At 50.9% G+C, this 12,775-nt stretch carries 8 protein-coding genes and 2 pseudogenes; 7 read left to right on the top strand and 3 right to left on the bottom strand.

Annotated elements, in window-relative coordinates; translation table 11 throughout:
- Window positions 1–230: 230 nt before the first annotated feature.
- From rimP to ACXX82_RS16590, 7 genes and pseudogenes are all read left to right on the top strand, one after another.
- Window positions 231–719, top strand: coding sequence for a ribosome maturation factor RimP (rimP, locus tag ACXX82_RS16560; RefSeq protein WP_322236684.1), 489 nt, complete (start codon window positions 231–233; stop codon window positions 717–719).
- Window positions 716–2,275: a transcription termination factor NusA gene (gene nusA, locus ACXX82_RS16565; RefSeq protein ID WP_322236686.1), complete on the top strand. Its 1,560-nt coding sequence runs from the start codon at window positions 716–718 to the stop codon at window positions 2,273–2,275. The genes rimP and nusA overlap by 4 nt, the downstream gene beginning before the upstream one ends.
- Window positions 2,276–2,325: 50 nt before the next feature.
- Window positions 2,326–5,199, top strand: a complete 2,874-nt coding sequence (gene infB, locus ACXX82_RS16570; RefSeq protein ID WP_322236688.1) for a translation initiation factor IF-2 — start codon at window positions 2,326–2,328, stop codon at window positions 5,197–5,199.
- A gap of 171 nt (window positions 5,200–5,370) precedes the next feature.
- Entirely contained in the window at window positions 5,371–5,760 is a 390-nt protein-coding gene (rbfA, locus tag ACXX82_RS16575; protein ID WP_205319526.1) for a 30S ribosome-binding factor RbfA, read from the top strand.
- A 216-nt stretch (window positions 5,761–5,976) separates the two neighbouring features.
- Window positions 5,977–6,945, top strand: coding sequence for a tRNA pseudouridine(55) synthase TruB (truB, locus tag ACXX82_RS16580; protein WP_322236690.1), 969 nt, complete (start codon window positions 5,977–5,979; stop codon window positions 6,943–6,945).
- Between the two features lie 251 nt (window positions 6,946–7,196).
- A complete protein-coding gene (gene typA, locus ACXX82_RS16585) occupies window positions 7,197–9,032 on the top strand; it encodes a translational GTPase TypA (protein ID WP_322236692.1) in 1,836 nt (611 codons plus the stop codon).
- A 266-nt stretch (window positions 9,033–9,298) separates the two neighbouring features.
- A pseudogene (locus ACXX82_RS16590) lies at window positions 9,299–9,961 on the top strand (aldo/keto reductase).
- A gap of 46 nt (window positions 9,962–10,007) precedes the next feature.
- Here ACXX82_RS16590 and ACXX82_RS16595 read toward each other — a convergent pair.
- The 3 genes and pseudogenes from ACXX82_RS16595 to ACXX82_RS16605 all read right to left on the bottom strand — a co-directional run.
- Window positions 10,008–10,256 (bottom strand): annotated as a pseudogene (locus ACXX82_RS16595) (Tn3 family transposase); the annotation flags it as partial.
- Window positions 10,257–10,383: 127 nt separating this feature from the next.
- The gene (locus tag ACXX82_RS16600; RefSeq protein ID WP_458564011.1) at window positions 10,384–11,217 is read right to left on the bottom strand and encodes an ABC transporter permease; all 834 of its coding nucleotides are present in this window, start codon (window positions 11,215–11,217) and stop codon (window positions 10,384–10,386) included.
- 3 nt (window positions 11,218–11,220) lie between these two features.
- Window positions 11,221–12,480 (bottom strand): ABC transporter permease, encoded by a 1,260-nt coding sequence (locus ACXX82_RS16605; protein ID WP_322240517.1) that lies wholly within the window; start codon window positions 12,478–12,480, stop codon window positions 11,221–11,223.
- Window positions 12,481–12,775 lie beyond the last annotated feature (295 nt).

The following is a 12,775-nucleotide window of genomic DNA, read 5'->3' on the forward strand; positions in this document are numbered from 1 at the left end:
GAAACGATGTAAAAATATGGGTTAGCAACAAAAGACGGTTTCCACATTGCGGGAACCGTGCTAATCGCTTATAATTTATAGGTTAACAAAAGTCTTTTCGCATATTAGCGCGAAAGGCTGCATCAAATAACAAGAAATAAGAAGATGGGCTGATGCCCATTTTTTTTTGCTAAACATTTGTGCATGGGTTTAATTTGATGGTATGCGTAGCTATTTAATGGAGAGTCGCCTTGCAGTTGCTGGAACTGATTGAAAAAACCGTTGTAGGCATGGACTACGAGTTGGTAGAGCTTGAAAAGGCCGCAGGTGGTTTACTGCGCGTGTTCATCGACATTACGCCCGAAAACGCCGAGCAAGGTGCGATCACGGTCGAAGACTGTGAAAAAGTAACGCATCAATTGCTGCACGTGTTGACAGTTGAAAATATTGTCTACGAGCGGCTTGAAGTGTCTTCGCCAGGCTTGGATCGTCCGTTAAAAAAATATTCCGACTATCTCCGTTTCGCTGGCAAAGAAGTGATCATCAAGTTGTGTTTGCCGATGCCCGGCGCTGCACATCGGAAGACATTTCAAGGTATTTTGCAGATACCGGATGGCGATAATCTAAAACTCGAATTTGAAGCAAACGATGGGTCGTCAGCGGTGCTGGATTTTACGCTCGCTGATGTCGACAAGGCACGCTTGGTGCCGCAGGTGAATTTTAGGAGTCGCAAAGCATGAGTCGCGAAATTTTATTGTTGGTCGATGCGCTCGCGCATGAAAAAAACGTCGACCGAGACGTGGTGTTCGGCGCGCTCGAGCATGCACTTGGTCAGGCGACTAAAAAGCGTTACGAAGGTGACGTGGATATTCGTGTGTCGATTGATCGCGAAACCGGTGAATTTGAGTCATTCCGTCGTTGGCACGTCGTGCCGGATGAAGCAGGTTTGCAATTGCCCGATCAGGAAATTTTGCTGTTCGAAGCAAAAGAGCAAATCGAAGACGTAGAAGTCGATGACCATATTGAAGAGCCGATTGAATCGGTTGATTTTGGCCGTCGTTTCGCACAGGATACCAAGCAAGTTGTTTTGCAGCGCATACGTGACGCCGAGCGTGAGCAAATTCTTGCCGACTTTCTGGAGCGCGGAGATTCTTTAGTCACTGGCACCATCAAGCGCATGGAGCGTGGCGATGCAATTGTTGAATCGGGCAAGATTGAAGCGCGTCTGCCACGTGATCAGACAATTCCTAAGGAAAACCTGCGTATCGGTGATCGTGTCCGTGCTTTCATTTTGCGGATTGATCGCAATGCACGCGGCCCGCAAGTGATTCTTTCACGTACCGCGCCGGATTTCATTAAAAAATTGTTCGAACTTGAAGTGCCTGAGATCGAGCAAGGTTCTCTCGAAGTTAAGTCGGCTGCACGCGATCCCGGCGTTCGCGCCAAGATTGCTGTTTATACAAGCGATAGCCGGATTGATCCAATCGGTACCTGTGTTGGTATGCGTGGTTCACGCGTACAAGCCGTCACTGGTGAACTCGGTGGCGAGCGTGTCGATATTGTGTTGTGGTCTGAAGATCCTGCGCAATTCGTCATTGGCGCACTGGCTCCGGCTAACGTCTCGTCGATCGTGGTAGATGAAGAAAAACACGCGATGGACGTTGTTGTTGACGCAGAAAATCTCGCTATCGCAATTGGTCGCGGTGGTCAGAATGTGCGGCTGGCAGCAGAGTTGACTGGTTGGCAGATTAACATTATGACTGCTGAAGAGTCAGCGGATAAGTCGGCTGTTGAAACCGCAGCAGTCCGTGCGCTCTTCATGGAAAAGCTTGATGTCGATCAGGAAGTTGCTGACATTCTGGTGGAAGAGGGTTTTGCCAGCCTTGAAGAAATCGCTTATGTGCCGATTACCGAAATGCTGGAAATCGAATCGTTTGACGAAGAAACTGTCAATGAATTGCGTAACCGTGCGCGCGATGCATTGGTGACCGAAGCGATTGCCTCGGAAGAAGGCCTGGAAGGCATGGAAGATGCGCTGGCCAATTTTGATGGCATGGACCGTGTTGTTGCTGGTAAGTTGGGCTTGGCAGGTATCAAGACTCTGGCTGGCTTCACTGGTCTTGCGTATGACGAATTTGGCGCGATTTTGGCTCTGCCTACTGACCGTGCCCGTCAATTGATTAAAGAAGAATTTAAAGATGTGACCGACGATGAGATGAAACTTATCGATGCCAAGTATGATGATCGTGCTAAAGCCTTACAGGCTAAAGCATGGAATACCGCGGAAGCCAAGTGATCCGCGAGGTTCCAATGTCGTCTACCGCGCCACATAGAAAAGAGGACTGAATGGCGAGTAACAATGTAGCCCAATTTGCCACCGAGCTAAAGATGCCTGCAGATTTGTTGTTGACGCAGTTGCGTTCAGCAGGTGTCTCTAAAGATTCGACTGATGATTCCTTGTCAAAAGAAGACAAGGATCGTTTGTTGGAACATCTGCGCCGTTCGCACGGCGCAGTGACCGATGGCGAGAAAAAGAAAATAACGCTGACCCGCAAGGAAACCACAGAAATCAAGCAGGCTGATGCGACAGGAAAATCGCGCACCATCCAGGTTGAGGTCCGTAAGAAGCGTACTTTCGTTCAGCGCGATGACCCTGCGGCGGAAACGCCTGAGGTTTCAGCTGAGCCTGTTGCCGCAGTGGTTGATGAAGCAGAACTGGCGCGTCGTGCAGACGAAGCGCGTCGGCATGCTGAATTAATGGCGCGTCAAGAAGTAGAGCTGCGTGAAAAGCAGGAGCATTTGGCAAAACTCGAAGCCGAGAAAGAAGCCCAGGCAAAAGCTGCGCAAAAAGCCGAAAGTGATGCAAAAAAGATCGAAAGCGAAGCCAAAAAGGCTGAGATAGACGCCAAAAAAGCTGCTGTTGCGGCTGCGCCTGTTGCTGCATCTTCTACACCGACTCCGGCGCCAGTGAAAACTGCTGACGATGCTGAGATGGAAGAAAAGAAGCGCTTAGCTGCTGAAGACGCGAAGAAGAAAGTGGCGGAAGCCGCGAAGGAAGCTGCAGAAAAATCGGCTGCAACTGAGCGCGCCCGTAAAGCGGTGCAAGATGAAGTTGCGCAGATCAAGGCGATGATGAATGCGCCGCGTCGCGTCATCAAGGCTCCTGAACCTGTCGCTCCTCCAGTTGTTGTCAAAGCTGCACCAGCTGGAACGCTACACAAGCCTGCGGATAAGAAACCAAGCGAGAAAAAAGACGACAAGAAAGTTGTTGTCGACAAGAAATCGATTAAGTCTGCAAATGTTTCCTCGACTTGGTCTGACGACGCGAAAAAACGCGGCGCTGGTATCAAGACGCGTGGTAACACTGGCGGCGGTCGCGATGGTTGGCGCAGTGGTGGTAAGGGACGTCGTAATTCACATAGTGATGATCACGAAACGAACTTCCAGGTGCCGACTGAAGCGGTGGTGAAGGACGTTTATGTTCCTGAAACCATTACCGTTGCTGAGCTGGCCCACAAAATGGCAGTGAAAGCATCGGAAGTCATTAAGCATCTGATGAAGCTTGGTCAAATGGTCACCATTAACCAAGTGCTGGATCAGGAAACTTCCATGATTTTAGTGGAAGAAATGGGCCATACGGCACATGCAGCCAAAGAAGACGATCCAGAAGCATTGCTGGTGGATGGTGAAGAGCAGGCAGATGCAGAACTGGTGTCTCGTGCCCCAGTCGTGACTGTCATGGGTCACGTTGACCATGGTAAAACTTCGCTGTTGGATTACATTCGTCGTTCTAAAGTGGCATCTGGCGAAGCCGGTGGAATTACGCAACATATCGGTGCGTACCACGTTGAGACGCCAGGCGGTATGATTACCTTCCTGGATACGCCAGGCCATGAAGCATTTACGGCCATGCGTGCACGTGGTGCAAAAGCAACCGATATCGTGATTCTGGTAGTTGCTGGTGACGATGGCGTGATGCCGCAAACGAAAGAGGCGATTGCCCATGCGAAAGCAGCTGGCGTGCCGCTCGTCGTAGCCGTTACCAAGATTGATAAGCCAGGTGCCAATATGGATCGGGTCAAGCAAGAACTGATCGCCGAACAAGTTGTGCCTGAAGAATACGGCGGAGACGCGCCTTTTGTTGGCGTTTCAGCTAAGACCGGTGAAGGTATTGAAGCCTTGCTGGAACAGGTTCTGCTACAGGCAGAAGTGTTGGAACTGAAAGCACCGATCACCACAGCAGCACGTGGTCTGGTGGTTGAGGCACGACTCGATAAAGGTCGCGGTCCAGTGGCAACTATTTTGGTTCAGTCCGGTACATTGAAACGTGGTGACGTAGTTCTGGCTGGTTCAGCCTACGGACGTGTTCGCGCCATGCTAGACGAAAACGGTAAAGCAATTAGCGAAGCGGGTCCTTCGATTCCTGTCGAAATTCAGGGTTTAACCGAAGTGCCGGTTGCGGGTGAAGAAGTGATGGTCATGGTCGATGAACGCAAAGCGCGTGAAATCGGTCTGTTCCGTCAAGGTAAATTCCGCGACGTTAAGTTGGCTAAGCAACAAGCTGCCAAGCTGGAAAACATGTTCGATCAGATGGCCGAAGGCGAAGTCAAGAATCTGCCGATGATCATCAAGACCGACGTTCAGGGTTCGCAAGAGGCGTTGGTGCAGTCCTTGCAAAAACTGTCGACCAGCGAAGTACGGGTTCAGGTTGTACACGCTGCAGTGGGTGGTATCACCGAGTCCGATGTCAACTTGGCGTTGGCTTCGAAAGCAGTCATCATTGGCTTTAACGTCCGTGCTGATGCACAGGCGCGCAAGATGGCAGAAGCCAATGGCGTTGATCTACGTTACTACAACATCATTTATGACGCTGTAGATGAGATCAAAGCGGCGATGTCTGGCATGTTGTCGCCAGAGAAGCGTGAGCAATCATTGGGTCTGGTCGAAATTCGCCAGGTTCTGTTGGTCAGCAAAGTTGGCGCAATTGCGGGTTGCTATGTACTCGAAGGCTTGGTCAAGCGTGGCGCATCAGTACGATTGTTGCGCGACAGCGTGGTCTTGTGGACCGGGGAACTGGATTCACTGAAGCGCTTCAAAGACGATGTTAAAGAAGTCAAGTTTGGCTTTGAGTGTGGTCTGACTCTGAAGAACTTTAACGATATCAAAGAAGGCGATCAACTCGAAATCTTTGAAGTCGAAGAAATTGCACGGACGCTGTAACTTTAAGCGTCAGGTACAGATGCAGCATGCACATGAAAGTGTGCATGCATTAGCATAAATGATTTAAATCAGGGAAATCGGGCTTCGTGCCCGATTTCCTTTTGGTGTATTCTGGAAGTTAAACAGTTTTAAAGTAGTCCATCAGTGAAAGCTACGGCTAAGTAAAGAGATATGGCTAAACATAGTAAATCCATCCCCGGACGCGGATTGCGGGTCGCCGACCAGATTCAACGCGATTTGTCGGAAATCATCGTGTTCGAATTAAAAGATCCGCGTGTCGGAATGATCACCATCACTGAAGTGCAAGTGACGGCTGATTACGCGCATGCGAAAGTCTTTTTCACCATGCTGAATGATGATCCTGAAGCAATTCGCCTGACGGTGGCTGGCTTGACGCAAGCGGCAGGATTCCTGCGGAATCAACTAGGTCGACGGTTGACAATTCATACATTGCCGGCATTACATTTTCACCACGATAATTCGACTGCACGCGGTGCCCAAATGTCACAGCTGATCGCATTGGCGAACGCAACACGGGCTAAGGATGACGGCGAAGACTGAGGTCCTTCCAAGGATTTCTCTTTACTGTCAGCTCTGTTCGTAACAAGGATTTAGTGATGCTAGGCTTAATATAGGTTTAATAGCTTATGCATATTTGATGAGACAAGGTTTTTAAGCGCCGACTCAAGTGTGAGCGCGCACTTCAAACCGCGATATTGTTACTCATTAAGCAATCCTAACTAAATAAGTATTACCACCTTCAAAGTACATTCCCTTATGGCGTCAACCTCGCCCAAAAGAATTCGCGTGCCTCTCAATGGCGTTTTGTTGCTTGATAAAGCAGTAGGATGGTCAAGCAACGATGCGCTGATCAAAGCCAAGCGGTTAATGAATGCGACAAAAGCAGGTCATACCGGCACGCTTGATCCATTTGCGACTGGCGTTTTGCCATTGTGTTTTGGCGAAGCGACAAAGTTTGCTCAAGACCTGTTGGATGCTGACAAGACATACGAAGCCGTGATCCATCTGGGCTTGACGACCGCCACCGGGGACACCGAAGGCGATGTATTAGAGACCCGCGATGTGGAGGTGACGCGTGAGAAAATTGATGCCGCGCTGGCACAATTTCGCGGCGATATCAAACAAGTTCCACCGATGTATTCAGCGCTTAAGCGCGATGGAAAACCGTTATACGAATACGCCCGCGCCGGTATTACATTAGAGCGTGAAGCGCGTGACGTAACGATCCATCTACTTGAGTTTATCGATTATCAAGCGCCATATTTGAGTGTCCGTGTGGTCTGCAGCAAAGGTACTTATATTCGCGTTTTAGGCGAAGAAATTGGTGCCGTTCTGGGTTGCGGTGCGCATTTAAACGCATTGCGACGGACACAAGTTGGGCATTTAACATTGTCGGGTTGCCTTACTTTGGAGACGTTGACTGCAATACCCGAGGATGAGCGGGCGGCATTGCTGGCTTCCGTGGATAGTCTTTTACTGACATTTCCAGAGGTGGTATTGACCGAGCCATTGGCGCAGCGGTTTTTGCAAGGGCAACGTCTGACGCTGGATAAAGAAGGCGTTTTGCCTCCAGCGCAAATAGGGCGCGTACGGGTTTATCGCGAGTACGCGCATACTGCGGAAATAACCGATGGGACGTTGCGGCAATTGTTAGGTACTGCGCAATTTCACGACTACGGTGTACTGGCGCCAGAGCGATTGGTGTCGACAGCATTACCAAAATAGTCATCTTTAAATTGTGGTCAGGTTTTATAGACATTGTATTTCTGAAAAAATAAAGCAAAACTACACATCCCAACCCTTTGAAATCAGAAGGCTTTTGGTGGTTTTGCACTGCATCATGTTATAATACTGGGTCTCCCGAATTCCGTTGCATTTTCCAGGCCTCTCAGGGTTTGTACTGCGCGGGCTTTTACCGCGCACTTGCTGCGTTAATTACCGAATTCCTTACTGAATTCCTCTATATCCATAACAATATGTCAAACACAAAACGCGCTATCCGCAACATTGCCATTATTGCTCACGTCGATCATGGTAAAACCACGTTGGTTGACCAACTTTTGCGTCAATCCGGTACTTTCCGCGACAATCAGCACGTTGATGCGCGCGTCATGGATTCGAACGATATTGAAAAAGAGCGCGGCATCACGATTTTGTCGAAAAATTGCGCTGTCGAATACGAAGGCACGCATATCAACATCGTTGATACCCCAGGCCATGCCGACTTCGGTGGTGAGGTCGAGCGCGTGCTGTCAATGGTTGACAGCGTATTGCTGTTGGTGGATGCGTCTGAAGGACCAATGCCACAAACGCGTTTCGTTACGCGTAAAGCGCTGGAACTGGGCCTCAAGCCGATCGTTGTCATCAATAAAATTGACCGTCCTACTGCGCGTGCCGAGTGGGCCATCAACGCGACTTTTGAACTATTCGACAAGCTGGGTGCAACTGAAGAGCAACTTGACTTCCCAGTCGTCTATGCTTCGGCCCTGAACGGTTACGCCAGCCTGGACCCAACTGTACGCGAAGGCACGATGACACCATTGTTCGACGCGGTGTTAGAGCACGTTCCTGCACGCGAAGACGATCCGGATGGTCCGTTGCAACTACAAATTACGTCGCTGGAATATTCGTCTTACGTTGGTAAGATCGGCGTTGGTCGCATCTTGAGCGGACGCGTCAGAGCGTTGCAAGATGTTGTTCTTTTAAATGGTCCTGATGACAAGCCGACCCGCGCCCGTATCAATCAGGTACTGACGTTCAAAGGTCTGGACCGTGTACTGGTTGACGAAGCATTGGCTGGTGATATTGTCCTGATCAATGGTATCGAAGAGATCGGTATCGGTACGACAATTTGTGCTCCGGATGCGCCTAAAGGTTTGCCGATGCTAAAAGTGGATGAGCCGACCTTGACGATGAATTTCATGGTCAATAACTCACCATTGGCAGGACGTGAAGGTAAGTTTGTGACGACACGTCAGATTCGTGATCGTCTGGACCGTGAATTGAAGGGTAACATGGCATTACGTGTTGTCCCGGCTGAAAACGACGATTCGACCTATGAAGTATCAGGTCGCGGCGAATTGCATCTGACGATTCTGATCGAAAACATGCGTCGCGAAGGTTTCGAGCTGGCTGTTTCGCGTCCTCGCGTTGTCTACAAAATGGTTGATGGTGTTCGTCAAGAGCCGTATGAAAACCTGACCGTCGATGTCGAAGAAGCAAACCAGGGCGGCGTCATGGAAGAGTTGGGTCGTCGTCGTGGTGATTTGCAAAACATGGAACCGGATGGCAAAGGTCGCGTACGTCTTGAATACCGTATTCCTGCACGTGGTCTGATCGGTTTCCAAGGCGAATTCATGACATTGACACGCGGCACTGGCTTGATGAGTCACGTGTTTGATGAATACGCACCAGTTGACAATACCAAGGCTGAATTGGGCGGTCGTCGCAATGGCGTATTGGTTTCACAAGACGATGGCGCAGCCGTTGCTTACGCTATCTGGAAACTGCAAGAGCGTGGTCGTATGTTCGTTAGCCACAATGATCCAGTGTATGAAGGCATGATCATTGGTATTCACTCACGTGACAATGATCTGGTCGTTAATCCGATCAAGGGCAAGCAACTGACTAACGTGCGATCATCAGGTACTGATGAAGCGGTGCGTCTGGTAACGCCGATCCAAATGTCTTTGGAATACGCGGTTGAATTTATTGAAGATGACGAATTGGTTGAAGTGACACCGAAGAGTATTCGTTTGCGCAAACGTCATTTGAAAGAAACAGACCGTAAGAAAGCATCGCGCGATTCTTGATTTGAGATGGCTGCTGGTGATCAACTCGCCAGCGCCTGATTGAACTGAGGGCGATGATCAACCCGATCAATTTGTGAGGCTAGCGCCACACTGGTTTGTCGGGTTTTTTTACGTCTGCAGGAATGGTCCGACGGGCTGTGCTACGCGCGAAAACAGCGAATGAGGTAATCGCATTGCCCGCTTCTAACCGGAGAAAATGCCATGACAACCACTCCCATCAAGGCTTCACGTCAGCTGGGCAACTCCCGCTCTACACGTTCCCCCCTTTGACATGTGGCGGCAATGTATTCAGCTGGACCGGCGACGAACCGACTTGGTTCTTGTTGCTCGACAAGATGGTCGATGCAGGCTTGAATTTCATTGATACCGCCGATGTGTATTCGCGCTGGGCGCGTACGCGCGTCTGATCGAGCAAGGCAAGGTCAGAGTGATAAGGTGCATCGAATTATTCGGCAGCGCGCCTGCTGGAAGCTATTCAGGTCAGCAAAGCAGAAAACTACCCGAGTTATCAAACATTGCAACCGCAATACAATCTGTACGATCGTGCCGATTATGAAAAAACGCTGCAGCCGCTGGTGCTGGAACATGGGATTGGGGTTATCAATTACTACGCATTGGCAAGTGGTTTTCTGAGCGGCAAGTACCGCGGAACCGCCGATCTGACCAAGAACCCGCGCGGGCAGGCGGTAAAACGCTATCTGGATACGCGTGGTCTGCGCATCCTGGATGCGCTCGATCTGGTCGCGGCACGTCTCAATGCAAATCCCGCGCGGGTTGCTTTAGCTTGGTTATTTGCGCGACCCGGTATTACGGCACCGATTGCGAGTGCCACGACGTTAGCGCACCTGGATGACTTGGTCGCCGCGACCCGACTGACGTTAGACGTCGAAGCGATTTCACTATTAAATCTTGCCAGTGCCGAAAGTTAAGACGCTGACTGTGCAACCTAGATAACCGCCCCTTTCATAGCAGCATATTCGGCACGGTATGGACGGTGCGCACCAGCACAATAAAACGCATGCTATCGGCCGATGCCACATCGCCACCGTCCCAGGTACGCGCCAACGCGACTTTATTTTGGGTAGAGACCAACCTTGCGTTGCCATCGGTCAGCGTTTCATCGCGCATGTAGTTCTGCTCGACCCACGTCAGTCGATCGCGCCGTAACGATGCGATGTCCTGACTGGTGAACGACTCGAAACCGGTATTGCAAGCCTGAGCCAGATCTGGAGGGCGATGGAAGCGCTGTGACGCTGGATTCCGGGCTCTATAAATCCTTAAGTCGGTTCGCTGTTCCATTGCTCGCCAGGTCTTTTTATCTGAAATGGCATTATCGCTGACCGCTGCAACGCTATATTTTGGCCAACGCCTTGTTACGGCCGCGTATCCATTCCAGCGTCAGCAACAGACAGGTAGAAAATATGATCAGAATAGTTGCCAGCGCGGCGATCGTCGGGCTGATATTTTCCTTGATGCCAGTAAACATTTGCCGCGGCAAAGTGGCCTGCCCTGGACCTGCAACAAATAGGGTCACCACGACATCGTCGAACGACGTCGCAAAAGCAAACAACGCACCTGAAATCAACCCCGGCGCAATGACCGGCAATGTAATGCGGAAGAACGTCATCAGCGGATTGGCGCCCAGGCTGAGGCTGGCGCGCACCAGATTGTGGTTGAATCCTTGCAGCGTTGCTAATACCGTCGTCACTACAAACGGTGCGCCCAGCGCTGCATGCGCCAGAATCAGGCCGGCATAGCTGTCGGACAAGCCGATCTGCGCGAAGAACAAATAAACCCCGACCCCGATTACAACAACCGGCACCACCATCGGAGAGATCAGCACCGCCATCAGCAAACCCTTGCCGCGAAATTCCGCCTTGTTCAATCCGACCGCCGCCAGCGTGCCGAGTACTGTCGCCGGTACGGTTGCTGAAGGTGCCACGATAAAACTATTCTTGGCGGCGCTGATCCATTCATCCGAATGGATCAGATTCTGATACCAGCGAAATGAGTAGCTGTGAATCGGATAGACCAGGAAGGTACTATCGCTGAACGACAATGGGATGATCACCAGAATCGGTAGCAACAGGAACACCAGCACCAGTACATTGAATCCGCGAGACAAGAAAAACCAGGCGCGCTCGATGAACGAGAGATAGGGAGGAAATTGCGGAAATATCTTCATCATTTAAGCCATGCTCACATCAATTTTGGTAAAGCGGCGATATACCGTATACAACACTAGCGTAGCAGCAAACAGCAATGCACCGAGTGCGCAAGCCATGCCCCAGTTGATGGTGACATTGGTGAAATAAGCAATGTAATAACTCACCATCTGCTCGTTCGGGCCACCCAGCAAGGCCGGGGTAATGTAGTAACCGACCGACAAAATAAATACCAGTAATGCGCCAGCGCCAATCCCGGGATAAGTTTGCGGCACATACACGCGCCAGAAGGCGGCAAACGGATGACTGCCGAGCGATATTGCCGCGCGCAAATAGGTAGGTGGAATAGCTTTCATCACGCTGTACAGCGGCAGAATCATGAACGGCAACAGGATATGAGTCATGGCGATATACACGCCGATGCGGTTGAACAGCAACTCCAGCGGTGCCTGCGTCACGCCGATGGCCATCAGCGCCTTGTTGACCAGTCCTTCCGATTGCAGCAAGACAATCCAGGCGGCAACCCGCACCAACACGGAAGTCCAGAACGGGATCAAGACCAGGATCATGAACAAATTGGCGCGTCGGTCCGACATGCTGGATAACCAGTAGGCCAGTGGATAACCGATCACCACACAGGCCAGCGTCACCACCAGACTCATCCACAAAGTACGCGCAAAGATCTTTTGATATACCGACGCGCTGTCGTCGACTTTTTCGATATGGCCGTAGGGATTTTGCTTAAGGTCAAGCGCGGCCAATAAATAATAAGGCGAATAAGGCGTACCGTTTTTGGCGATCGCCCGCCAGTAATCCAGTTCACCCCATTGTGGATCAATATCGATCAAGGCCGGTTTTATTTGCGTGGCAGATACGGGCTGACCGTTGGCATCCACCAGTGGCAATGCTCGCGCGGTCTTCATGATGATAGAACGGGCACCGGAGATTTCCGAATTCAGGCGGCGTGCCAACGCACCAGTAGCACTATCCTGTCGCGCTTTCAGTAAATCGACCGCCAGCGCCGCATAGGCGGCGTCCGGCGGCGTACTCTTGCGATCCCAGCTCGCCAATGCGGCGACGGTATGCGGAAGCGTAGTGACAATCTCCGGGTTCTCCACTGCCCGCTTGAGCAGCATGGCAATTGGAACCAAAAATGTCAGCAGCAAAAATATCGCCAGGGGCGCAATCAGCGCCAGCGCAGCAGTACGCTTGCGAAACAGTGCCTGACGCAATTCCCGCTTGAGCTGCGTATTCGGCTGAGGGCTGGTGGGCTCGGTCGTCATATTAGGGACGGCAGCGCCGGATGGAATAGAATTCATAGTGATCTGGTATTACCAAAAAATACTGCTGCCATGATGTACGCAATGGCAAAAAGGCGACCGAAACATGGCGAGCAGTGGTCACAGGACGCCTGCGGCGTACCTCTTTGAAAAGCACTCCTCGCCACCTTTCCTCGAAGCTTAAATAGCACTACAAATTATTCCATTTCCACATCAAAGGTGAACGCGACGAAGCTAAGGACACGTTATTCATGGCAAGGATAACTCCTGCCCTATACATCCATGGGCAAGAGCGGAC

This window comes from Glaciimonas sp. GNP009 (assembly GCF_054343755.1).

What these genes read in the sequence shown, in the direction of transcription:
- infB (WP_322236688.1), top strand. Translation starts at nt 2,326, where the DNA reads ATGGCGAGTAACAATGTAGCCCAATTTGCCACCGAGCTAAAGATGCCT.
- rbfA (WP_205319526.1), top strand. Translation starts at nt 5,371, where the DNA reads ATGGCTAAACATAGTAAATCCATCCCCGGACGCGGATTGCGGGTCGCC.
- truB (WP_322236690.1), top strand. Translation starts at nt 5,977, where the DNA reads ATGGCGTCAACCTCGCCCAAAAGAATTCGCGTGCCTCTCAATGGCGTT.
- nusA (WP_322236686.1), top strand. Translation starts at nt 716, where the DNA reads ATGAGTCGCGAAATTTTATTGTTGGTCGATGCGCTCGCGCATGAAAAA.
- ACXX82_RS16605 (WP_322240517.1), bottom strand. Translation starts at nt 12,480, where the DNA reads ATGACGACCGAGCCCACCAGCCCTCAGCCGAATACGCAGCTCAAGCGG.
- ACXX82_RS16600 (WP_458564011.1), bottom strand. Translation starts at nt 11,217, where the DNA reads ATGAAGATATTTCCGCAATTTCCTCCCTATCTCTCGTTCATCGAGCGC.
- typA (WP_322236692.1), top strand. Translation starts at nt 7,197, where the DNA reads ATGTCAAACACAAAACGCGCTATCCGCAACATTGCCATTATTGCTCAC.